This is a genomic window from Paenibacillus sp. FSL R7-0652 (assembly GCF_038595045.1).
GTDB lineage: Bacteria > Bacillota > Bacilli > Paenibacillales > Paenibacillaceae > Paenibacillus.
Window position 1 is genome coordinate 3,976,080 of record NZ_CP152001.1, and the last position, 23,192, is coordinate 3,999,271.

The window sequence follows — 23,192 nt, forward strand, 5'->3', positions numbered from 1 at the left end:
TCTTTCGCTGCCCTTCACACCAGATGGTCGTATACTGTCATAAGTTCAGATGCAGGTCTGACAGGTCCGATGTGACGCAAACCTGAATGGTCTCCATAGCCGATATGAAATACGCCCAGCACTCTTTCATCGGAAGTAAGTCCCATCAGTTTCAGAAAAACCGGATGCTGCTGATAATCATTTGTTTTCCAGACCGCATGTAATCCCTGTTCTGCAGCCAAAATACAGAATCGTTTGCTCCATGCCTTGGCGGGCAGTACGTGATCCTCCTGCGTATTCGCAGGGGCGACCACAACGAGGTGAGCCGGAATAGCTTCCGTATATTGATATGCAGCCCAGCTTCCGTGACAGTCCGCAAGATGCGGCGGATAGCTCTGTCTGACCGCCTCCATGTAGAGCTGCCTGCCCTCACCGGAGAACAGCATAAAACGCCAGGGTGACGGACTCGTAACATACAAAGACGGGTCTGCTTCATCCAGCAGCTGTCTGATCACTGTTTGGGGTACAGGCATGGAGCTGAACTCCCATGTTCCTGCTCTTCTTTTACCATCGCTAACATCTTGTCTTAATAACGTCACCCGTGTTCCCTCCTCCGAATTAGCGCTGCGTCTCCGTTTCTCAAATGTTACATTAACCAGGTTTTCTGATGCTTTGCTCCTTCTGATCTCCAACGATCCACTTCTTCGTGCACACGGATTTTGTCTTTCGCTGTAAAGTGTTCAGATACCTGCTTCTCGGCTTTAGGCATGCTGTCCCGGATAAGACGGATATAATCCATAGATCGCTGCAGCGATTGACGGCCTGGTATGTACCTGATCTTACGTCCTTCCATCAGGCAGTAGATTTCAATCATTCCCGGCAGCCTGCCAAATGCTTCCCAGCAGAACACATTGACCATATGCTGGAAGGCTTCCACAACATTGGCATCATGAACCACCATATATTTCTGAATAAGCAGTTTGTCCCAGCCTTCCGGCTGCCAGGCCGTTTGAAAGATAATCGATAAAACCATCTGTAAGGAAGGTACTTCGGTTTTCCATTGTTCAAATAAAATCACTGGCCGCTTCAGATCATCATTCGCCGCAATCGCAAGGGACAGCTCATCGATCATTTTATGTTTAACATCCCAATAATGAAGAACGGAATCAAATCCATCCGTTTTTCTGGGCCACCATTTCTCAAGCACATACTGAATTGGAATTTCTTTACGCACATCAAGGTCCATACTGTAAAAATGATTAATGGCATGGCTCACCGCATATTGTACACGGTGTCGCCACTCCAGCACTGGGCGCTGCGCAGCCGAAGGTTCAGGGCGGATGAACCGGTACGGGCTTCGCAGCATCTCTTCGAGCTTGTAGTCTTCAAGCAAGCGTCCGTGAAGCTCACTGCTCCCCGCAGTCATGGATGCATGAAAATCACGCTGCAGCATTTCGATCAGGACACCTGCACACCGGCAGCAGCAAAACGTCTGCCAAAATCCCGGCATGTTTCTTTCTCCTGCTCCAGCGGACTGTATTCAATTTTCAGCGTCTCAGGTGATACTTCCGCCCCACGTTCCCGCAGCTTCTCGGCTGTGAGATCAACAGCTGCACAGAACTGCTCATAGGATGTATCTCCGCTTCCGAAGACTGCCGCTCTTTTTCCGTTCAGATCAAGCTCATCCAGTTCTTCGTAGAAATCCAGAAATTCATCCGGCAGCTCGCCGTCTCCCCAGGTATATACACCAATCATGAATCCATCATAATCTAATACATCCGCAGCATTGCAGTCAGTTACGGACTTCAAGTCAACTTCATGACCGTCCTGTGAAATGCCTTCTACAATCAGTTCAGCAATCTCTTCCGTATTTCCTGTCATGCTGGCATAAGCCACTAACCATTTAGCCATCTATTGTCCCTCACTTCATATTTGTTATGTTCTTATGTGTTCCCGGAATACGCTCCGGAATTGATTCAATATCGGATTATCAAAATCATAATTGATAATGATTATCATTGTCAAATTAATTTTTAATTCCCCCTCTTCTATTTTCTGTCGAAATTCGTCAGGATAGGCTTGATTGACGGTAGGTCAGCTGGCGTACAGCCCCTTTTTTGTTGTACAATAGTATCCAAATGAAATTTGAAGGATGGATAAACCACTATGTACGTAGCAAAGAACTGGAAAGACTATGAAGTGATTGATACTGGAGGCGGCGAGAAGCTGGAGCGTTGGGGAGATGTCATCTTACGCAGACCCGACCCACAGATTATCTGGCCGCTTGAACAAGAAACTCATGAGTGGCGTCAAGCTCATGGTCATTACCACCGCAGCTCTTCCGGCGGCGGCAGTTGGGATATGAAAAAACCGATTCCTGAGCGCTGGACGATCGGATACGAAAACTTGAAATTCCACATTAAACCGACCAGCTTTAAACATACAGGATTGTTCCCTGAACAAGCGGCTAACTGGAGCTGGATGATGGATAAAATAGCGAATGCAGGCCGCCCCATTTCTGTGCTGAACCTGTTCGCCTACACCGGTGGAGCAACAGTTGCAGCAGCATACGCCGGCGCTTCCGTAGTACACTGCGATGCTGCCAAGGGCATGGTACAGTGGGCCAAAGAAAATGTGCAGCTGTCTGGACTGGCGGATCGTCCTGTTCGTTTCATCACGGACGATGTGTTCAAATTCGTGCAGCGTGAACAGCGCCGCGGCAACAAATACGATGCAATTATTATGGACCCTCCATCCTATGGGCGCGGTCCGAACGGTGAAACATGGAAGCTGGAGGAGAATCTGTATCCATTCATCAAGTCGTGTATGACAATCCTGTCGGACAACCCGCTGTTTATGCTTGTGAATTCGTATACGACCGGCATCTCCTCTACCGTGCTGCGCAATATGCTCACCATGACGATGTCTGCCAAGTATGGCGGACAGATCACAGCGGGAGAGATCGGATTGCCGATTACCCGCAGCGGTCTGGATCTGCCGTGCGGTATTTTGGGCCGCTGGGAGTCCTGATTATGGCCGATTTCGTTCATGAGGGCGGAGACATCGAGATTCTTTTCGAAGATAACCATCTGTTAGGTATTACCAAGCCGGTGAATGTTCCGACACAGGAAGATGCATCTGGTGATCCCGATCTGTTGACGCTCCTGAAACAGGACCTGAAGGAACGTTATAACAAACCTGGTAATGTGTATCTGGGTCTGGTACATCGTCTGGATCGTCCCGTTGGAGGAGCCATGATCTTTGCCAAGACCTCCAAAGCCGCTTCACGGTTGTCCGAAACGGTCCGTGGACGTCACTTTCGCAAAATCTATGCAGCTGTTGTTCACGGGAAACTGCCTGCACGTCAAGGTACCCTGAAGCACACGCTGCTGAAAAACAGTAAAACCAATACCGTTACTGCTGTTCCTAAAGGCACAGCTGGCGGCAAAGATGCCGTTCTGGACTATGAGGTCATTGGACAGAATGATCGTTACAGCCTCGTTCATATTGAGCTGCACACGGGCCGCTCTCACCAGATCCGCGTTCAGATGAAGGAAGCAGGCTGTCCGCTATTCGGAGATCAGAAATACGGCGCCAGCCTGAACAAGCCGGGGCAGCAGATCGCACTGTGGTCTGTCATCGCTGCATTCCCCCATCCCGTTACCAAGGAGGATATCGTGCTGCAGTCCCTGCCTGCACGAGAGTTTCCCTGGGCGGAATGGCCCTCTCATATTTACGAAGAAGCTTTTGCTGCCAATCGGCTGTAATACGATTAATGTTATCCAATCCAGGAGCAGTACGTGTCTGCACCTGTAGCGTGTCGTTCGGATGCTGCATCCAGACGACACGTTTTTTTATAATATACGATCTACTCTATAAAGTTAGTTCTTTTAATCCAAAGACAGGAGCCGATATTCATGACCCCATTCACGAAACAGGTTATTGCTATTATTTCCGCGATCCCCGAGGGAAAAGTGATGACTTACGGACAGATTGCGGCGCACGCCGGAAGCCCGAGGGCGGCAAGACAGGTTGTCCGCATACTGCACTCCATGAGCCGCAAAGAACGACTGCCCTGGCACAGGGTCGTTAATGCTAAAGGGCAAATTTCCATCCTGGATGAGGAATCACGAATGATGCAGGAAACCGAGCTGATTAGTGAAGGAGTTCAGTTCGGGCTGCACGGTGCCATTGATCTCAAGCGCTTCGGACATGAACCTGATCCAGCGCTGCTGCTGCAGGATTCGATCGCTTCAGATGATGAGTAAAGGTTCCATATTTTTTTACCATGCAGCGCTTCGTTTGCAAAAAACAAAAAGAGAACTCTCTCTACGGCATGATGAGTACTTTGCCTGCAGATAAGAGTTCTCTTTCTCTTATTTTTATCTTTTTCAATAATTCTTGAAGTCGAATTAAGCTGTAGCCGTTTTTTTCGCTTTTTCCTGCTCTGCGTTTACCGGCTCGGCAGCCGGTTTGGTTTTGCGAATAAAGAAGGCCAGAATCAGAGCTGCAATAGTCATATAAGTTGCCACCGTAAAAGCGTAGTTAACCCCATATATCGTTGCATCTGCTGTGGCAGCCATTACCGCATTTTTGCTGTTTGGATCAATCGTACCCGCTGCCATCGTTTCAGCCAGATGAGACTTGAGCTTGCTGCTCATGATCGTTACAAGAATGGCTGTACCAATCGCGCCTGCGACTGTACGCAGTGTGTTAGACATCGCTGTACCATGTGCATTGAGACGCTGAGGCAGCTGGTTAAGACCCGCAGTCTGGATCGGCATCATCAGCATCGACATCCCGAACATACGAGCTGTGTAGATAAACATCATATATCCGTATGTGGTATCAATCGCCAGACGGCTGAGCCCCCACGTCGTGATCGCTGTAATCGCCAGACCCGCAACCGAGAGCCAGCGTGCACCGACTTTATCGAAGATGCGGCCGGTAATCGGAGACATAATGCCCATCAAGATGGCACCAGGCATCATGAGCAGACCGGATTCAATCGCTGAGAATCCGCGAATATTTTGCAGGAAGATAGGAAGCAGGATCATCCCTGCAAACATCGCCATTGTGACAAGCATATTAATAATCGTTGTCAGGGTGTACATATTGTATTTGAAGATTCGGAACTCCAAGAGCGGATGATCTGTCGTCAGCTGACGAATAACGAACAGAATCAGGGAAATGGTACCTACAACCAGACAGCTGATAACTACAGCGCTTCCCCATCCGTCTGTACCTGCATCACTGAATCCATACAGCAAGCTGCCGAAGCCGAGTGTTGATAAAATGACACCGATTGAATCCAGTTTCGGTTTGGATTGACGTGTTACATTTTTAACAAAAGCAATCCCAATCGCTGTTGCGATCACGGAGAATGGCAAAATGATGTAGAACAACAATCTCCAAGAATAGTGTTCCACGATATAACCCGATAACGTAGGGCCAATCGCTGGTGCGAGGATCATCGCAATCCCCATCGTACCCATGGCCTGACCGCGTTTCTCAATCGGGAAAATCGTCAGGAATACTACAGTCATCAGCGGCATCAGAATGCCGGCACCAGCTGCTTGAATGACACGACCAACCATAAGTATGGAAAAGTTCGGACTAAGTCCACAGACCAAGGTACCAATGGTAAACAAGGTCATGGCTGTTATGAATATTTGACGTGTAGAAAATTTGGCGATCAAGTATGCTGTAACGGGAATTAATACACCGTTAACAAGCATGTAACCCGTGGTAAGCCACTGGGCTTTGTTCGGTCCGATGCCGAGATCCTCCATAATTTTAGGAAGAGCTACGTTCATCAGGGTTTGGTTCAAAAATGCCACAAAGGCACCGATCAACAAGGCGGCTACAATGGGGCCTTTCTTGATGTTGTCCATCGCGGAGGACGGAGCTGCAGCAGTTGTTGTGCTCATAGGTTGTTCATCTCTCTTCCTTGTAACTTTTCAATCATCAGACTATGAATGCGAAGCAGGTGCTCAAGGTCTTCCTTCGAAATCTCCAATATCGGTGATACGCGCTCCATCCAGAGCTGCTGCGTCTCCTGTTGTGCCTTTTCCCCTTTGGCTGTGATCTGCAGCATAACAGAGCGGCGATCCGCATCAGAACGTGTCCGCACGATGTATTCGCCTTTTACAAGACGTTCTACAACAGCGCTCATGGAGCTGCTGCCCATATGGCACAGATCAGCAATCTCATTAATGCCAAGAGAAGGTCGCTCTTTAAGAATCGATAACACCATAAACTGGATCGAAGTCAGCTCGATCTCCTTGTTTTCATTCCAGAATGCCCGGAAAAGCATCTGATTCACTTGTCGAAATGAATTGATAATGTAAAATACTTCGTACGTATCCGTCATTGTTTCACCCTTTTACTTATGGAATATAATATTTCGTACACGAAATATCAGGGGAACAATTACTTATTATAACAAAAATATTTACATAGTCAACTCTTTACATATAGATTTTAAAATAATATTTACACATATTATATGTTATATATAAGCAGGCCTACGTAAATTTAATCAGTCTGAATGTAGCTTTTCCCTGAGGGATAAGATTATGCAGATTCGTTGATCGCTTGCGCTGCAGTTCTGCTCTGCACAGCAAAAAACCTCCATCCCACTTAAAGTGGAATAGAGATTTAATGAGTTTTTAAGTTTATTTTTGTTGTTCGGATTTGTTCGAAGTTTGGTTCAATCTCCAAACTATGAGCACTAGATAAATAAATTATGGTTCGCCTGATCCGCTTGTCCGAGATAATAGCCGACTCCGCCAATAACAGTCTGATCCATTAACTCCTCGCGCTGTATGCCCATCAGATCCATCGACATCTGGCAGGCCACAATCTCAACCCCTTGTGCGATCGCTGACTGCATGAGCTGTTCTAGCGATGCGACATTATTCTTTTTCATCAGACCTCGAATCATTTTGGGACCCGCTCCAAACATATTCATCTTGGAAAGTCCCAGCTTCAGGCTGCTGCTCGGCAGCATCAGATCAAACATGCGAGCCATACCTGTTTTCACAGGGGCGTGCTTCAGTTCAGGTTTGCGAATGATATTTAATCCCCAGAAGGTGAAAAACATCGTTACTTTACGGCCGCTGGCTGCTGCTCCATTAGCAATAATGAATGAAGCAATCGCCTTATCAAGTTCACCGCTGAATACAACCATTGTACTGGCTTTTTCCAGCTGCTGTGAACTGTTTGTATCCGTTAACGTATTTTTGGACAAAATCGCCTCGATTACGCCTCCTTTATCACGCTCCAGCTTCAGCACGTCTGACCCGGACATGTTTGCCCACGCCTTAACATCCTCATAGAATCCAGGATCGGAAGCTTTTACCCGTAAGGTCTGTCCATCTGCTAGCTGATCCATTTTTTGTTTGACTTCAATCAGAGGTCCTGGGCAGCTCAGACCACATACATTCAGTTCATTATCAATCTGGATCTCGTTTGAGGTATCTGTTTGCGGTTCAGTCTTTGTATGGCTGGTAGGAATATTCATAGAACTAATGCTCTGACCTTCCTTCACACGCTTGATATAACTGCTGTTGCTGTCGATATTACCATTACCACCACGGCTGTTTTCTTCTGGAACTCCTGCAGGTTTGAACTGCGCCTGACGATACGTCTTATATCCCCCGCTCAGATTTTTCACCCGATATCCATGCTGACGCAGGATTTGTGATGCCGTATATCCACGAAGCCCAACCTGACAGTACACCCAGATCTCCTTGGAAGCATCCAGCTCGCCTAACCTCTGACGAAGTTCATCGACTGGAATCGATAGCGAACCTGGGATATGACCATTGCCGTGCTCCAGACCACTTCGTACATCGAGCAAAATAGACTCAGCAGGATCACGCTCTGAAAGCTGATCATATGTGAATGAGCTGACTCGTCCGTCAATCATATTCTCGGCAGCATAACCGGCCATATTCACAGGATCTTTCGCGGAAGAATAGGGCGGTGCATAACTCAGCTCAAGTTCCGTCAAATCTTTTACATGTCCACCATAGTGAATGGCAACCGCAATATCATCAATTCGTTTGTCCACACCCTCGTAACCTACCGCCTGAGCACCCAGAAGTTTGCCCTGCGGAGTGAACAGCAGTTTTAATGCCAAAGCACTGGAACCTGGATAATAGGAAGCATGTGAAGCAGGATGTACGATTACCGTCCGATAGTCTTTTTGCATACGTTTAAGCGTTCTTTCGTTGCTGCCGGTGGATGCTGCTGTTAATCCGAATACTTTGATGATGGATGTGCCCTGTGTCCCTTTATACGTTGTTGCAAGACCCGCGATCTGATCTGCTGCAATTCTCCCCTGTTTGTTCGCTGGACCTGCAAGAGGTATCGCCGCGGGAGTCCCATGTACATAATCCTTCACTTCAACAGCATCACCCACGGCATAGATATGGGGAATACTGCTCTCCATCTTCTCGTTGACAAGGATATGCCCGCGCGAACCGAGTGCCACACCACTGTCCTGCAGAAATGAAGTGTCTGGTGTAACGCCAATCGCCAGGATGACCAGATCAGCGGACAGTACAGTACCATCGGCCAGTTCAACGCCGATGCCTTGATCTTGAGTACGGAAGCCTTGAACACGTTTCGAAAATAACAGACGAACGCCATTCTGCTCCATCTCCTGCGCAAGTGCAGCCGCCATCTCAGGATCATACGGGGTTAACAGCTGGTCATTGCCTTCAATCAGCGTGACATCAAGACCTGCTTCTTTCAAATTCTCAGCCATCTCTACACCGATAAACCCGCCGCCAATGACGATTGAACTTTGGTTGTTAGAAGAATTTATCTGTTCTTTGATTCGGTCGATATCCGGAATGTTTCGCACAGTATAGATCAGCGCGTTCTCTTTACCCGGCAGATCAGGAATAATCGGACGAGCACCGGGTGACAAGATTAATTCATCATAACTTTCCTCGTATATGCCGCGTTCGGCACTGCGTACCTGCACGATTCGTTTGCCAGCATCAACAGCGATAACCTCACTCTTGGTACGTACATCGATATTGAATCGATCCTCCATGCCTTGGGGGGTTTGCACGAGAAGTCGCCCGCGTTCTTCAATCGTGCCCCCGATGTAATAAGGCAGACCGCAGTTGGCAAATGAAATATAAGGACCTTTCTCAAACATGATAATCTCGGCGTGTTCATCTAGACGTCGGAGGCGGGCAGCAGCAGATGCACCGCCTGCGACACCTCCTACGATTAAAACTTTTTTACGATTATTCATCTTCACATGCATCCTTTCCAAATAAAATCGGGACAAGCTGCTCTACACGTGGATCAGCCAGTACATAATTAACTTCAAGACCATTACGCTCGGTGGCAACAATGCCTGCACTGCGAAGCTTCTGCAGATGCTGCGACACTGTTGATTGCGGCAGATCCAAACATTCCTGCATATATGAAACGTTACATTTCTTTTTGCGCATCAGACCACGAACGATACATAAACGCACGGGATGGGACAGCGCCTTAAGAAACTCAGCTGGTTCATCAAACTGTTTTAGTTGGTTCCGATCAAACGCAGGTAACTCCAAAAAAACTCCTCCTTAAAACGTTATATTGTAATATTACGATATAGTGATTTAATTGTCAAATGTATCTTTGCAAAAGAAATGCACCTTAACTATAACATCATTTTATTTGCACCTTTGACGTGCTCCTATGAAGTCATAAATAAAAGCACACCCCAGTCTAATAACAAGGGGCATGCTTCGTAATACGTTTGTTTTAGCGGTATTCACCATATATGTTTCCCTTGCCCTTACGTTAACCAGAACTGCTTAAGACCGGCTCATGCACGTTTGTTCTGGGTGCGGTTATTTTTCCAAGTAAATAAACGAGCAGCTGTTGATTGTGCATCGAAATGTTGCTCAGAACCGAATTCATGAACTCATTGCGGATGGCAACTCCCCGCTTGGTCTCCATTCTCCCCTTGTCCGACAGCGAAACCCATACGATCCGCCGATCCTGATCATCGCGATCTCTGCATATGAGGCCGTTTTTCTCCATTCGATCAAGCAGCATCGTAACGGCCGCAGGCGTTGTCGCCAGAAATGGAATCAGATCAGACGGTTTCATCTTGTCGTGGTCCTCCAGCACCTCCAGTACAGCAAGCTGCGCCTCGGTTAATGAAGGTGCCAGTTCCTGATCCATATGCAGTTTATAATCTTTGGTTAATCTGGACCAGCACTTGGCGAAATCGGAATTATACATCTAAAATCACTCCTCCCGGCAGCGGATAATCATTTCATTTGCTTAAGTTTTCGCCCTTCAAAGCCGCATTCCTGCTGCATTTTTTCAATTTCCCAGCGATCGACCCCAATCGACGAAGGTTGTTAAACTTCGCTTGAAGGCGCGCTTCACATTCGCCGAAGAACAACAAAAAAAGACTCTTCGCAAGGCACCATCAGCGATGTGCGCGAAGAGTCTTTTTTATCTTTTTTATACGGAATTTTGCAGCTGATTCTCATTAAAGTCCGGGATCAGCTCGGTAATCTCGTCCTGCTTGTCCACAGGAACAAGTAATTTACCGATATGTTTGCGTTCCGTAATCGGCACGCTCTCTGAAGAAATCACATGCGCCTGTCCTTCTTTGGTCATTACCGTTAACTTGCGCTGCTCTCTGCAGTAGAATGCCCCCGCAATGCGGCTGCCGTTCGGTTTGACACGTTTACCTTCTTTAAATTCAAAGGTAACCACTCCTTTACCACCACGGCTCTGCAGCGCGTAATCGAGAAGAAGGGAACGTTTACCGTACCCGATGTCACTTAGTACGGCTACCTCGCCTTCATCACCCTCGACCCATAGAGCAGAGACAACTTCATCCGTATCTTTCAACTGAATACCGCGAACACCACCGGAGACACGTCCCATCGGGTTGACCTCATCCTCGCGGAAACGTATAGCCATCGCTTCTTTGGTTATCAGCACGATATCTTTATCGCCCGTACTCAAATGCACGGACAGAACTTCATCATCTTTCCCAACCTTACATGCTGCCACAGCACTGGAGCGTTTCGTAATATACTCCTTCAGTTCAGTTCGTTTGACCTGTCCCTTGCGAGTCACAAATACAAGGCTGTGATCAGGTTCTTCAAACGATTTGATGGCCAGCACGCTGGTGATCCGGTCGTCCTTCGCAAGGGGAATGACGTTAACGATGGCCGTACCCGGGTCTTTCCACTTAAACTCCGGCACCTGATGCACAGGCAGCAGGAAATACTGTCCTTTTTGCGTGAACACAAGCAGGTTCTCCAGTGTGTTCACTTCAAGCACCTGAGAGATATAGTCGCCTTCTTTTACACCACTTGCACTTCGCTCCCCGCCGGAACGTGTAAAGGACTGCATACTGGAGCGTTTCACATACCCCTCTTTGGATAATGTCACAAATACATCTTCCGCGTTAACCAGAACTTCGAGATTTACCTTAAGCTCCTCTACCTCGCCCTGAATCGCGGAGCGCCGCTCAATTCCGTATTTCTCTTTGATCTCCAGCAGTTCCTTGCGAATAACGCCAACCAGCTTGCGATCACTTTCCAGAATGGAGCGGAGTTGTGAAATTTTCTTCATAAGCTCATTCAGTTCTTTTTGAAGAGCGTTAATCTCCAGATTTGTCAACCGGTACAGCTGCAGGGTGAGAATCGAATCTGCCTGGCGTTCTGTAAAGCCGAACATCCAGATCAGATTGTTTTGAGCATCCTGACGGTTCTTCGAAGCTTTGATCGCCGCAATAACTTCATCCAGAATGTTAAGAGCTTTCACCAGTCCTTCAAGGACGTGGGCCCGATCTTCGGCTTTCTCCAGCTCATATTTGGTTCGGAATGTCACGACCTCACGCTGGTGGGCAATATAAGCCTCCAGAATAGCTTTCAGACCGAGCTGCTGCGGAGCTTTGTTTACGATAGCAACCATGTTGAAGTTATAGGTGACCTGAAGATCCGTTTTCTTGAGCAGATAAGCCAAAATACCTTGTGCATCGGCTTCCTTTTTCAGCTCTACAACGATTCGCAGACCCTCACGTCCGCTTTCATCACGAACTTCGGCTATGCCTTCAACCTTTTTCTCCAGCCGGATGTTCTCCATCGCGGTCACGAGACGGGATTTCACTACCTGATAAGGAATCTCCGTAATGACAATCTGCTGCTTGCCGCCGCGCATGTTTTCGATTTCGGTTTTGGAACGTATGTAGATTCGTCCTTTACCTGTCCGATATGCATCCAGAATGCCGTCGCCGCCCATAATTAATCCGCCTGTCGGAAAATCCGGGCCTTTCATAAACATCATGATTTCATCCAGTTCGATGGATGGTTTCTCCATCACCGCAATACAGGCATCGATGGTTTCACGTAAATTGTGAGGCGGAATCTCGGTTGCGAAACCGGAAGATATTCCGCTTACACCGTTGACGAGCAGATTGGGATAACGGGAAGGCAGAACAACCGGTTCCTTGGCTGTATTATCAAAGTTATCCTTAAACAGCACCGTGCGTTTCTCAATGTCGCGAAGCATCTCCATCGCAATGGATGACAAGCGAGCCTCAGTATACCGCATCGCCGCAGCTGGATCATCGTCCTGAGAGCCCCAGTTCCCGTGACCATCTACCAGCATATGACCCATTTTCCACGGCTGTGCCATCCGCACCATGCCTTCATAGATGGAGGAATCACCGTGAGGGTGATAGTTACCCATAACGTCCCCTACCGTTTTGGCAGACTTACGGTATGGCTTCTCAGGTGTATTGCCTGAGTCGTACATAGCGTATAAAATACGCCGCTGTACGGGCTTCAATCCATCCCGCACATCGGGAATGGCCCGGTCTTGAATAATGTATTTGGAGTAGCGACCGAAACGGTCACCCACGACCTCTTCAAGAAAGGCCGGCATAAATTGTTCTGATAGACTCATTCCAAGCACCTTCTATTCTTCGTACTCTGTAAAGTCGACATTCTCTACAATCCAGCGTTTACGAGGGTCCACCTTGTCCCCCATCAGTGTTGACACACGACGCTCCGCTTTGGCTGCATCCACAATCTCCACTTTCAGCATAGCTCGTGTTTCCGGGTTCATTGTCGTTTCCCACAGCTGATCCGGGTTCATCTCACCTAGACCTTTATAACGCTGCAGCTCAACATTATTGCCAAATTCTTTCATGTAATTGGCGAGTTCCTCATCAGTCCAAGCATATCTTACGGCTGCCATTTTGCCCGATTTACGTGTCAGCTTATATAAAGGCGGCTGCGCAATATATACTTTACCTGCATCAATTAACGGTTTCATGTAACGGTAAAAGAAAGTAAGCAGCAGCACTTGAATATGCGCCCCGTCCGTGTCGGCATCCGTCATGATGATAATTTTGGAATAATTGCTGTCCTCTACCGCAAATTCAGTTCCAATCCCTGCTCCGATCGCTGCTGTAATTGCACGATACTCTTCGTTTTTGAGAATATCAGCCAGCTTTGATTTTTCCGGGTTAAGCGGTTTTCCCTTCAACGGCAGAATTGCCTGTATTTTGGAGTCCCGACCCTGCTTCGCCGAACCGCCTGCCGAGTCTCCTTCCACAATAAACAGCTCATTGCGTGTAAAATCCTTCGACTGTGCTGGCGTCAGCTTGCCGTTTAGGTTCGAACTTTCACTGCGTTTTTTCCCTGTACGCATTTCGTCACGGGCTTTGCGGGCTGCTTCTCTCGCTTTGGACGCCTGCACTGCTTTGCGAATCAAAGTCTGTGCAACCTGAGGATTCTCTTCCAGAAAACGTTGAATGTTCTCGGAAACCACTGAATCCACTGCACTGCGGGCAGCAGCACTTCCGAGCTGGTCTTTCGTCTGACCGACAAATTCCACCTCTGACATTTTGACGCTGATTACAGCCATCATGCCTTCACGCAGATCATTGCCTTCCAGATTTTTATCCTTTTCCTTGATCATACTGGTGCGGCGAGCGTAATCGTTCATTACACGGGTGTAAGCCGCCCTGAATCCGGTCTCATGCGTACCCCCGCCGCGGGTTGGAATCGAGTTCACAAACGAAGCCAGTGTCTCCGTATATCCTGCATTGTATTGAATAGCCACTTCAACCTCGATATCATCCTTATCTGCGTAAAAGTGAATGACATCATGCAGTACATCTTTGTTTTCATTCAAAAATTCGACAAACTGACTTGCTCCGCCCTCATACATAAACTCATCCTGATTCCCTGAACGTTCATCCTTCAGCACAATTTTCAGACCTGAGTTCAAAAAAGCGATTTCTTGAAGACGTTCTGCCAGGGTGTCATAATTCAACTGAATACCATGTTGGAATACACGAATATCCGGTTTAAATGTAACTTTGGTTCCGGTACGATTGGTGTTTCCTAACACTTCAAGGCCTGTCACAGGTTCCCCTACATGTTCTACACCTTTTTTGTCCTGCCAGTATTCAAAACGCTGCCGATGAATCTTGCCATCCCGGAAGATTTCGACCTCAAGCCACTCTGACAACGCGTTGGTGACCGAAGCACCTACGCCGTGCAGACCGCCTGATTTTTTATATCCTGATCCACCGAACTTACCGCCTGCGTGCAAAATCGTAAACACGACCTGGGGAGTAGGAATCCCTGTTTTATGTATACCTGTCGGAATTCCCCTTCCGTTATCCTGAACCGTAATAGAACCGTCCTTATGCAGTGTGATATCGATTTTGGAGCAGAATTTGGCAAGGTGCTCATCGACAGCGTTGTCCACGATTTCCCATACCAAATGATGTAGACCTGAAGTACTGGTGCTTCCGATGTACATCCCCGGCCGTTTCCGAACCGCTACCAGTCCTTCAAGTACTTGAATGTCGTCCGCGTCGTAGCCCGAGGCGCCCTGTCCTCCGCCTGTCGAACCTGCTGACATATCGATTTGCTCGACCATTCATGCTCCCCCTTCTTAACTTGAAACTACAAAATTGCCTGAAATGCAAACAGATGTTTTCTTATCCTTGTCCATTTTAATTCAAGATATCCCGTTTCGTAAAGACAAGGAATGAGACAAAGAGTGATGCAGCACCCCAAATGCTAAGCACAATAAGGGAAAAACCGAGATTCATTCCTTCAATTGGCGGCAGTCCGCCTGATAGATAGTTAGGGAGTTCGAGATTGACCATAAACAAATATTTTGCCGTTTCCCACGAAGCCGCCATGTTGGTAAGAATCGTTCCGGCAATCAATGCTGCCATCATAATTACGATACTTGCAGCCGTACTGCGAACAAGAACCGACACCATAAATGCCAGCATAGCCACGATTATGCTCACAAACCAGATCAAACCTGCCTGCATCAGCATGTACTGCCATTGACTTACTGCATGCACAGCAGACATATCCACATCGGTACCCACCACTTTGAATCCTGTGAAAACAGGTATACCGAATCCTTTGTAACCAAAAACAGCTCCGGATATCCCATAACAGATCACATAAGCAGAAACGACGATGATGGAGACAAACATGATCAGCGTGATCAGCTTGCTGAGAAGCACTTTCCACCGCCTCACGGGGCGTGTCAGCAGCATTTTGATCGTACCTGTCGTACGTTCACCGGATACCAAATCGGACGCAATCGCCATAATTAAAAGAGGGATAAATAATCCGACGGCATTGTTCATAAACTCCCGCGTAAACGTCACCCCGCCCGGCTCTTTGGGATTGATATTATTTTCCAGGTAGTACTGCATCTGCTGGATATAAACGGCTCTGTACTTTTTAAATTCTTCAGGAACCCGGTCACTGCCGAGTGAGTTCTGATTATCGGTAATCGCCTGCTGCAGTTCAAGCCTCCAATCACCACCGAACTTGTCCCGGTTATTCTGAGCTGATTTCATCTGTGCATACGTAAACATCGGAACAAGTACAGCCAGAACGATAAAAATGATATAAAGACGTTTCTTCTTAACCATCTTGATGGTTTCATTACGAATCAGCGGCATAATATTACTCAATGGATTCACCTTCTGTCATTTTTAAGAATAACTGCTCAAGTGTTGGCTGAATCCGCTGCACGCCTTCGATTTGAATCCCTGCCTCAACCATCTGCTGTACCAGCTCCGGAATCAATTCTTCATGCATCTCGGCAACAACAGCGTTGGCACCCAGCCCTGCAACAATGGTATCATCCATGACATCACCAGGGCGGCTGACCAGCGAAATTCCCCTATCAATTAATATCTGACGGCCTGCGTCAAACGGAGTAAGGTGCCAGATCGCGACCTTGGAGTGGTCTTCAATCAATTCATTTACACCGCCAACCGCAAGTACACGGCCGGCACTGATAATTGCAACCCTGTCGCAGAGAAGCTGGATCTCACTTAACAAGTGACTGCTGACAAACACAGCCATACCTTCACTGGCAAGCTGCTTGATGAACTCTCGCAGTTCTTTAATCCCTTTAGGATCCAGTCCGTTCGTTGGCTCATCCAGAATGAGCAGACGCGGTCGTCCAAGCAGTGCCTGAGCAATCCCGAGCCGCTGGCGCATACCTAGGGAATACGTTCTGACTTTATCATGAATACGTTGATCCAGACGGACGATGTTGACCACTTCCTGAATACGCTCATGATCTACTCCTGGCTGCATGCGGGCAAAATGCTCCAAGTTCTCCCACCCGGTCAAATATGTATAAACCTCGGGATTTTCTACAATCGATCCGACATATTTTAGCGCCCGTTCCGGATCCCGGTTCACATCGTAACCACAGACCGAAATCTTCCCTTCTGTAGGTTTGATCAGATCCACAAGCATACGGATGGTTGTTGTTTTCCCCGCTCCATTTGGTCCCAGAAATCCGAATATTTCACCCGGCTTAACATCAAAAGTGACATCTTTAATAATCCATTTTCGCCCGATCTTCTTCTTCAAATGCTGTACGGACAAAACGGATTCATACTGCTTCTCTGCCATTTATTTTGCGCTCCCTTCTGCCGATTTGTTCCCCTGATATTCCTGTGCAATGCGAACAGCCATCTGCTGATAACCTTGTCCATTGGGATGGAAATGGTCCGATGAAAGATACTCATCCAGATGATTCTCAAACAGATCAAATGTCGGCACAAGGCTCATTTTATCTTCATTGTTCAAAATCGACATTGCCGCATCATTCCAGGCAGCGACAACAGCATTCCCCGGCTTTTCCAGGTCTTTCACATTACCAAACGGATTATATAATCCGATGTACATGATCTGCGCGTTGGGGTTGATTTCTTTCACTTTCTTCAAAATCTCCTGCAGCCTTTTCGACGTTTCTGGCAGTGCCGCAGCCAATTTTTCCGCAGTAGGCGGGTCTTCACCCTGAAGAACCTGTCCGCCTTGAAACAGGTCATTTGCACCGATCGAGAGCAGAATAAAGTTGGACTGTTCCAAGACATACTTGACGCCTTGTTCATCCAGCTTTTTTAATAATGCATCGGTTCGCAGGCCGTTCACACCCAGATTATTTAGCACCTGAACGTCATAACCTTCATCTTTCAGCAGATTGCCCGCCCGCCTTACAAACCCTAGTCCTTCATCATCCCCTGTACCTCTGGCAAGAGAATCTCCGATGACAGCCATTCGAATCTTCCCATCTTCGACAATCCCTTTATTAGTGCCATTTGGTGCTTCCTGGGCTGACCCGACAGCCTTCTGTCCATCATTAAGCTTCGAGTCTCCTTGAGGATAAATCACATCTTTTATGGCGTAACCAAATCCGAACAGCAGCAATAATGTTGCTGCAATGGATATCGTACTTACACTTCTCCAGATCCAGGGCGCTGAATCAAGATTTTTGTTCTTTTTCATCCATCACATCTCCAGTCAGGTGCATATAATTTATAATGGCTTTTGCATCAAGATACTGCTTATTCTAAATAACATAAGTCTTCTGTCGTTAATTTGCAAATTTTGCTGCCGTATTCACAATACAGACATTTACTAAGCTCAAAAAATGGAAAAAAGCCATAGCACACACAGTATTTCGGCTGTGTGCACATATGACTTTTTATGATAAAGAAATTTTGGATATTCATGTCCAGGTCTTATTTACCGATAAACTCTTGAGCCCAATATCCGTTATAGAAACCTACACCGATATGCGTAAAGTTTTTGCTTAGGATGTTCGCACGGTGACCCGCACTGTTCATCCAGGCAGTTACAACTTCCTGAGGTGTTTTTTGACCTTTAGCGATGTTTTCGCCAGCGTAGCTGTAAGTTACTCCGAATTGTTTCATCATATCAAACGGAGAACCATACGTTGGAGACTGGTGGTCAAAATAGTTATTGCTGCTCATATCTTTAACTTTGGCCATAGCGACCTTGTCCAGAAGCGAGTCTGATGCCAGTGCACCGAGACCTGCTTTGGCACGTTCAGCGTTTACCAGTTTCACCACTTGTGCAGCGAAATCGGATTGTGAGCTTTGAGTACCGTTACTGCCTGTGCTTGAAGGATCTTTGGCTGGTGTTGTCGGTGCCGGTTTCTCTTCTTGTACTGGCTTTGCAGGTGTGCTTGGCTGTTCAGGTTTAGTTTCAGGCTGTGCTGCTGGTTTCTCAACGGCTTGTCCTTCAGATACCTTGTATCCGTTTTGCTTGAGCCATGACTCGATATAAGCTTTCAGGCTATCTGCATTCACAACTTTATACGTTGTAGTCGTGTTATATGTTGAATCTGCAGCAGACGCGGAGGCGGGAAGCATAATTCCTACAGCGAGTACAGCTGTCAGACTGCCTGTCACAACGGTTTTCATCCAGTTCTTCTTCAAATTCATTCATCTCCTTAGAATTAATTGTTACAAGTTTGTAATCATTACTCTAGCAGTATATCAATTCGTAAAGAGATTGTGAACCCGTAAATAATGGAAAAGTAACTTTTTTGTCATCATTAAATGTTTCAAAATATCTTTATCCGTTTATATAAACTGGCCCGAAGCCGGACGTTCAGAACATATACATAACGAAGCTTCTTCACAATTATTTTGAAAATGCTCACACGATATCACATATACAAGCGTAAAAAAAGGCACTCAGTCAGGTTCCCACCTGCTGAATGCCGTCTCATCTATTATAAAAGAACTTTACTGAAGCGATATCCCTTCTTCTGAAAACCAATATGCTCATAGAAGGAATAAGTCGTTGAAGTCACTTCACGATTGGCACCCGTGACGAACAGCTGCTTACCACCCTTCTTTTTGCCCCAGTCTTCAGCACGAGCCATCAGGCGGCGGCCGATGCCGCTTCCGCGATATTCCTGACCCACGATTAAAGAAGTAATCTGGGCAGCAGGTTCCGGATAGGCATGACTTTGAACACATTGCAAGCCAACCACACCAATAATCTGTTCATCCACTTCGGCAACAAGCATGCACGCGTTGGGATTGCTCTCCATACTCTCAATGCGCTCTTTCATAACATTGGTTGTTGTCGGATAGCTGACCTCTCGCATCAATCCCGTTACCGCTTCAGCATCTCGCAGTTCACACTCTCGGATCATCAGTACAGGGGCCTCCACATTATTGGACATGATTTACCTCCACTTTCAGCATATTTGCGGCTTGAACCGCTGTTTTACGAGCTTCTTCCACATCTGTTCCAGCACTAAGCGCCGCAGCCATCCGGCGTCCCTGTTTCGTTTCAGGTTTACCAAATACACGAACCTGAGTACGAGGCAGGGCCAGCGCATCTTCCATTCCACGAATCGTGAAATCAGATGTTTCAACATCGGCCTTCAGCGTAGCTGAAGCTCCCGGTGTCAGCAAATGTACTTCTGTGACGGGAAAACCAAGAATGGCACGCACATGAAGCGCAAATTCAGAGCTATCCTGCGTAACCATCGTAACCATACCTGTATCATGCGGTCGAGGAGATATTTCACTGAACACCACACCATCGGCAGTCAGGAAGAGTTCGACGCCAAAAAGCCCATACCCTCCCAGCTCATCCGTGACCGTCTTTGCAATTAGACAAGCCTGTTCCCACTGCTCAGAGGTCATCGCGTGAGGCTGCCATGATTCGACATAATCCCCATCCTTCTGGATGTGACCAATCGGAGGACAAAAAACAGTACCCGACACAGATCTGACGGTGAGCAGTGTAATCTCACTCTCAAACTTTACAAAGCTTTCCACGATAACACGTACGGATTTGCCGCGCGCTCCTGAAAGTGCCGCTTCCCAGCAATTCGCTGCATCTTCCGGCACACGGCAGACACTCTGACCTTTACCGGATGAACTCATCAGCGGTTTAATAACGCATGGTGTCCCCAGTTCACGGACAGCTTCCTGAAGCTGCTCCAGACTATCCGCAAAAAGGTAAGCCGCAGTAGGAAGATTCAGCTGTTCGGCTGCCAATCGACGGATACCTTCACGATCCATAGTCAAGCGAGCAGCACGACCCGTTGGTACGACACAAAAGCCTTCTTCCTCAAGTTCGAGCAGTGCCTCTGTTGCAATGGCTTCAATCTCAGGTACGATGTAATGCGGTTGTTCCTTACGGATCAATTGTTTCAATGCCTCGCCATCTAACATGTCGATGCAGTAAGATCGATGTGCGACCTGCATGGCTGGTGCATTCTCGTAACGATCAACAGCGATCGTTTCTACGCCCAGACGTGCGGCCTCAATCACGACCTCTTTACCCAATTCTCCGCTGCCTAGCAGCAGCATTTTTTTGGCTTGAGCCGAAAAAGGAGCACCCCACATAGTTCTTTCCAATCCTCCCAATAGAGAAATCTTCTATATCTGTCTCTCTATTTTCGGGGTTTTGGTTAAAGATTGCAAGAGTACTCCCTATTTTTCTTGTGAATTTTACAAGATTTTTTGTGTTTTTTCGATCAATTTTTACAAATCACATTTCCGGATTCGATACTCTTTCCATTCCTCCCAATTTTAAGGAAGTAAAAATAATGAAACGTTAAATTTTTGCTTATCTGTCTTCTATTTTTTAACAATCATGTTTGATCTCGTGCCAGAGCACGATTTTTCTCTCGAAACAACTCATTATGTGACGACACATAGGCCATTCCGGCCGCAGCGGGCTCCACATACATCTTGGCACTGTTGACTGCCACGATCGCGTCATTGAAAGCACCTGCTATCAATCTCACTTTACCTTCCCTCGAAGCACAATCTCCTGCAGTAAAAATACCAGGGACATTCGTTTCAGCCAGCTGGTTCATGCCGATCATGCCTTCCTCCATGGCAAGTCCGCATCGAGAGAGATTGCTGACATGGCTTGTATATCCATGGCTTATAATTACATCATCCACATCAAGACGCATGACTTCATTTGTTGTGATGTTGATTATACCGACCTGATGAATACGTTCCCCGTTCCCATATAAATGTTCAATCTGATAGGGAGTTCGTACCTCCGCCTTGCTTTTCATCTGTCTTACGCTGCGCTCCATTGCACGAAACGAATCCTGCCTGTGCACTACCGTTACCGAGCAGGCCCTTTCCACAAGTTCAAGCGCCCAATCCACGGCGCTGTTGCCTCCGCCAGAGATCAACACTTTTTTCCCCGCAAAATAATCCAAATGCTGCACCGTATAATGCAGATTTCCTCGTTCATAGTCATGTGCAGTGTTCATATCCAGCTTTTGCACCTCGGCGATGCCTCGCCCAATAGCAGCAATTACACTTCGCGTATAATGCAGTTCGCCCGTTTCCGCCTGCAGCACAATGACCCCATTCTCCAGACGACTAAACGTGTCTATCGTTTGATTAAACACCACAACGGGCTCAAATGTACCTGCTTGCTGAACAAGCCAATCAATAAGTTTGGCGCATTTCATCGGCGGCAGTCCGCCAACATCCCATATCGTTTTATCCGCATAGGTCTGAAGAAATCCACCCAGCCGATCTTTGCCTTCAATCACCTTCACTTTCATCTCACGCATACCGGCGTAAAATGCTGCATACATTCCAGCGGGACCTCCGCCAATAATCGTTACATCATAAATGTCGAGATCATTCACTGCAGACACATCCTATCTTTAATTTCTTAATGAAACGCAGGCTGCTTCATTTCATATGGAAAGGCTCATCTGTCTTGTTCGTTTTTCTCTTCAAAAGCAGCCACGATATCATCGATTACATAATTGTCGGCCATCGGAGCCATACCGAGATTAAACCATTCCTTACCACCCACGAGGTACACGTGATTCTGTTTCACAGCCTTTAGGTTTTTCCAGATCGATGTGCTCAGCAATTCCTCATATTTTTTCTTTATTTCCGAATTTTCTTCGTCATCCAGCTGAATAATGAGATGATCCGCATCATATTCCGGCAGGACCTCCATAGAAATGGACAACGAGGCCTCACCTTCCGGGAAATTGTTCACAGGCTTTAGACCGAGCCGCTTGTGAATAAATGCTCCGCGTGAGAGGTTCGGACCGTTTAGAATAATTTCCTTTTCCATAATCCTTACGTACAGCACCGTTTCCTCGCCAATCAGATTATACAGTTTGTCAGATCCCTCTTTTTCGTGCTGCTTCAAATCCGCCATAACCTGTTTCGCTTCCTGCTCCTTTCCAAGAACCGCAGCGATATCCTGCAGCTCATCCGGCCATTCTTCGCGCTGAGGCAGCAGCACGGTAGGAGCGATGCGCGAGAGCTGATCATAATCCTTCTTCGACCACCATGCAGGTGCAATAATCAAGTCAGGATCAGCGGCGAGTATCATTTCGAAATCCGGAGTTTTCGCAATTCCCATTTTCACCGTATTGGCAAAAGGCTCCTGCAAATATTTCGGAAATTCCTCATGATAATTTTGTACAGCAACCGGAACCACACCCAGCGCGTACAGCAGTTCTGGATATACAACGGATAACCCCACCACACGCTTTGGTGAAGCAGGGATCGAAATCTCTCCCATCTCCGTTTGTACAACTTTGAACTGGTTTTCCTGCTGCTGTTCTGATTCACTTGTATTTGAAGCTTCAGAGGGCTGACTTGCGATATTCTCTCCCGAACCAGTTGATTGTTGCTCGGATGCTTGTCCGCATGCACTGAGCACCACAAGTATCAATAGAACCCCTGTCAACAGCCAAAACTTAACCTTCACGCTTATGTACCTCCTATATATTTATAGATGATCACAATTAATAATAATTATCATTATCAATTAGATATAGGAGTAGTATATTAAATAATGGTCCCACAAGATATTGAC

At 47.1% G+C, this 23,192-nt stretch carries 21 protein-coding genes; 3 read left to right on the forward strand and 18 right to left on the reverse strand.

Translation table 11 applies throughout. From position 1 onward, the window contains the following. Positions 1-14 precede the first annotated feature (14 nt). The 3 genes from MKY97_RS17565 to MKY97_RS17575 are packed head-to-tail and all read right to left on the reverse strand — an operon-like array spanning position 15 to position 1,890. The gene (locus tag MKY97_RS17565) at positions 15-578 is read right to left on the reverse strand and encodes a nitroreductase family protein (protein ID WP_342551618.1); all 564 of its coding nucleotides are present in this window, start codon (positions 576-578) and stop codon (positions 15-17) included. Positions 579-625: 47 nt separating this feature from the next. Then, the gene (locus MKY97_RS17570) at positions 626-1,489 is read right to left on the reverse strand and encodes a hypothetical protein (RefSeq protein WP_342551619.1); all 864 of its coding nucleotides are present in this window, start codon (positions 1,487-1,489) and stop codon (positions 626-628) included. Then, the gene (locus MKY97_RS17575; protein ID WP_342551620.1) at positions 1,438-1,890 is read right to left on the reverse strand and encodes a flavodoxin; all 453 of its coding nucleotides are present in this window, start codon (positions 1,888-1,890) and stop codon (positions 1,438-1,440) included. The genes MKY97_RS17570 and MKY97_RS17575 overlap by 52 nt, the downstream gene beginning before the upstream one ends. A gap of 255 nt (positions 1,891-2,145) precedes the next feature. Between MKY97_RS17575 and MKY97_RS17580 the strand changes: the two genes are divergently transcribed. The 3 genes from MKY97_RS17580 (at position 2,146) to MKY97_RS17590 (ending at position 4,247) form a co-directional block, all read left to right on the forward strand. Further along, complete coding sequence (locus tag MKY97_RS17580; protein WP_342551621.1) at positions 2,146-3,009, forward strand: class I SAM-dependent methyltransferase; 864 nt, start codon at positions 2,146-2,148, stop codon at positions 3,007-3,009. Positions 3,010-3,011: 2 nt separating this feature from the next. Then, complete coding sequence (locus MKY97_RS17585; RefSeq protein ID WP_342551622.1) at positions 3,012-3,746, forward strand: RluA family pseudouridine synthase; 735 nt, start codon at positions 3,012-3,014, stop codon at positions 3,744-3,746. A 150-nt stretch (positions 3,747-3,896) separates the two neighbouring features. After that, the gene (locus MKY97_RS17590) at positions 3,897-4,247 is read left to right on the forward strand and encodes an MGMT family protein (RefSeq protein ID WP_342551623.1); all 351 of its coding nucleotides are present in this window, start codon (positions 3,897-3,899) and stop codon (positions 4,245-4,247) included. 144 nt (positions 4,248-4,391) lie between these two features. On the opposite strand, the gene MKY97_RS17595 is transcribed toward MKY97_RS17590, so the two are convergent. The 15 genes from MKY97_RS17595 to MKY97_RS17665 all read right to left on the reverse strand — a co-directional run bounded on the left by MKY97_RS17595 (position 4,392) and on the right by MKY97_RS17665 (position 23,084). Further along, positions 4,392-5,909, reverse strand: coding sequence for a DHA2 family efflux MFS transporter permease subunit (locus MKY97_RS17595; protein ID WP_342551624.1), 1,518 nt, complete (start codon positions 5,907-5,909; stop codon positions 4,392-4,394). Further along, positions 5,906-6,352 carry a MarR family transcriptional regulator gene (locus MKY97_RS17600; protein WP_342551625.1) on the reverse strand — a complete coding sequence of 149 codons (447 nt, stop codon included), beginning with the start codon at positions 6,350-6,352 and terminating at the stop codon, positions 5,906-5,908. Before MKY97_RS17600 ends, MKY97_RS17595 begins: the two co-directional genes overlap by 4 nt. 360 nt (positions 6,353-6,712) lie before the next feature. Continuing rightward, positions 6,713-9,256 carry an FAD-dependent oxidoreductase gene (locus MKY97_RS17605; protein ID WP_342551626.1) on the reverse strand — a complete coding sequence of 848 codons (2,544 nt, stop codon included), beginning with the start codon at positions 9,254-9,256 and terminating at the stop codon, positions 6,713-6,715. Further along, positions 9,249-9,566, reverse strand: a complete 318-nt coding sequence (locus MKY97_RS17610) for a metalloregulator ArsR/SmtB family transcription factor (protein ID WP_342551627.1) — start codon at positions 9,564-9,566, stop codon at positions 9,249-9,251. The genes MKY97_RS17605 and MKY97_RS17610 overlap by 8 nt, the downstream gene beginning before the upstream one ends. A 232-nt stretch (positions 9,567-9,798) precedes the next feature. Beyond that, positions 9,799-10,245 (reverse strand): MarR family winged helix-turn-helix transcriptional regulator, encoded by a 447-nt coding sequence (locus MKY97_RS17615; protein ID WP_342551628.1) that lies wholly within the window; start codon positions 10,243-10,245, stop codon positions 9,799-9,801. Positions 10,246-10,473: 228 nt separating this feature from the next. Beyond that, positions 10,474-12,936, reverse strand: coding sequence for a DNA gyrase subunit A (gyrA, locus tag MKY97_RS17620; RefSeq protein WP_342551629.1), 2,463 nt, complete (start codon positions 12,934-12,936; stop codon positions 10,474-10,476). 12 nt (positions 12,937-12,948) lie between these two features. After that, on the reverse strand, positions 12,949-14,928 hold the full coding sequence (gene parE / locus MKY97_RS17625) for a DNA topoisomerase IV subunit B (protein ID WP_342551630.1): 1,980 nt from the start codon (positions 14,926-14,928) through the stop codon (positions 12,949-12,951). A 76-nt stretch (positions 14,929-15,004) separates the two neighbouring features. Then, a complete protein-coding gene (locus tag MKY97_RS17630; RefSeq protein ID WP_342551631.1) occupies positions 15,005-15,994 on the reverse strand; it encodes an ABC transporter permease in 990 nt (329 codons plus the stop codon). Continuing rightward, a complete protein-coding gene (locus MKY97_RS17635; protein WP_342551632.1) occupies positions 15,987-16,952 on the reverse strand; it encodes an ABC transporter ATP-binding protein in 966 nt (321 codons plus the stop codon). The genes MKY97_RS17630 and MKY97_RS17635 overlap by 8 nt, the downstream gene beginning before the upstream one ends. Next, positions 16,953-17,828, reverse strand: coding sequence for a GDSL-type esterase/lipase family protein (locus MKY97_RS17640; protein WP_342551633.1), 876 nt, complete (start codon positions 17,826-17,828; stop codon positions 16,953-16,955). A 236-nt stretch (positions 17,829-18,064) separates the two neighbouring features. Then, complete coding sequence (locus MKY97_RS17645) at positions 18,065-18,790, reverse strand: CAP domain-containing protein (RefSeq protein ID WP_342551634.1); 726 nt, start codon at positions 18,788-18,790, stop codon at positions 18,065-18,067. A 293-nt stretch (positions 18,791-19,083) separates the two neighbouring features. After that, entirely contained in the window at positions 19,084-19,542 is a 459-nt protein-coding gene (locus tag MKY97_RS17650; protein ID WP_342551635.1) for a GNAT family N-acetyltransferase, read from the reverse strand. Next, a complete protein-coding gene (purT, locus tag MKY97_RS17655) occupies positions 19,532-20,719 on the reverse strand; it encodes a formate-dependent phosphoribosylglycinamide formyltransferase (RefSeq protein ID WP_342556374.1) in 1,188 nt (395 codons plus the stop codon). Before purT ends, MKY97_RS17650 begins: the two co-directional genes overlap by 11 nt. Before the next feature lie 248 nt (positions 20,720-20,967). Next, positions 20,968-21,996, reverse strand: coding sequence for an NAD(P)/FAD-dependent oxidoreductase (locus MKY97_RS17660; protein ID WP_342551636.1), 1,029 nt, complete (start codon positions 21,994-21,996; stop codon positions 20,968-20,970). 65 nt (positions 21,997-22,061) lie between these two features. Further along, on the reverse strand, positions 22,062-23,084 hold the full coding sequence (locus MKY97_RS17665; protein ID WP_342551637.1) for an ABC transporter substrate-binding protein: 1,023 nt from the start codon (positions 23,082-23,084) through the stop codon (positions 22,062-22,064). Positions 23,085-23,192 lie beyond the last annotated feature (108 nt).

Bases quoted from the DNA above. Each gene is read 5' to 3' on its own strand.
- MKY97_RS17580 (WP_342551621.1), top strand. From the start codon at position 2,146: ATGTACGTAGCAAAGAACTGGAAAGACTATGAAGTGATTGATACTGGA.
- gyrA (WP_342551629.1), bottom strand. From the start codon at position 12,936: ATGAGTCTATCAGAACAATTTATGCCGGCCTTTCTTGAAGAGGTCGTG.
- MKY97_RS17650 (WP_342551635.1), bottom strand. From the start codon at position 19,542: ATGTCCAATAATGTGGAGGCCCCTGTACTGATGATCCGAGAGTGTGAA.
- MKY97_RS17590 (WP_342551623.1), top strand. From the start codon at position 3,897: ATGACCCCATTCACGAAACAGGTTATTGCTATTATTTCCGCGATCCCC.
- MKY97_RS17645 (WP_342551634.1), bottom strand. From the start codon at position 18,790: ATGAATTTGAAGAAGAACTGGATGAAAACCGTTGTGACAGGCAGTCTG.
- MKY97_RS17640 (WP_342551633.1), bottom strand. From the start codon at position 17,828: ATGAAAAAGAACAAAAATCTTGATTCAGCGCCCTGGATCTGGAGAAGT.
- MKY97_RS17605 (WP_342551626.1), bottom strand. From the start codon at position 9,256: ATGAATAATCGTAAAAAAGTTTTAATCGTAGGAGGTGTCGCAGGCGGT.
- MKY97_RS17575 (WP_342551620.1), bottom strand. From the start codon at position 1,890: ATGGCTAAATGGTTAGTGGCTTATGCCAGCATGACAGGAAATACGGAA.
- MKY97_RS17570 (WP_342551619.1), bottom strand. From the start codon at position 1,489: ATGCCGGGATTTTGGCAGACGTTTTGCTGCTGCCGGTGTGCAGGTGTC.
- MKY97_RS17600 (WP_342551625.1), bottom strand. From the start codon at position 6,352: ATGACGGATACGTACGAAGTATTTTACATTATCAATTCATTTCGACAA.
- parE (WP_342551630.1), bottom strand. From the start codon at position 14,928: ATGGTCGAGCAAATCGATATGTCAGCAGGTTCGACAGGCGGAGGACAG.
- MKY97_RS17585 (WP_342551622.1), top strand. From the start codon at position 3,012: ATGGCCGATTTCGTTCATGAGGGCGGAGACATCGAGATTCTTTTCGAA.
- MKY97_RS17615 (WP_342551628.1), bottom strand. From the start codon at position 10,245: ATGTATAATTCCGATTTCGCCAAGTGCTGGTCCAGATTAACCAAAGAT.
- purT (WP_342556374.1), bottom strand. From the start codon at position 20,719: ATGTGGGGTGCTCCTTTTTCGGCTCAAGCCAAAAAAATGCTGCTGCTA.
- MKY97_RS17595 (WP_342551624.1), bottom strand. From the start codon at position 5,909: ATGAGCACAACAACTGCTGCAGCTCCGTCCTCCGCGATGGACAACATC.
- MKY97_RS17635 (WP_342551632.1), bottom strand. From the start codon at position 16,952: ATGGCAGAGAAGCAGTATGAATCCGTTTTGTCCGTACAGCATTTGAAG.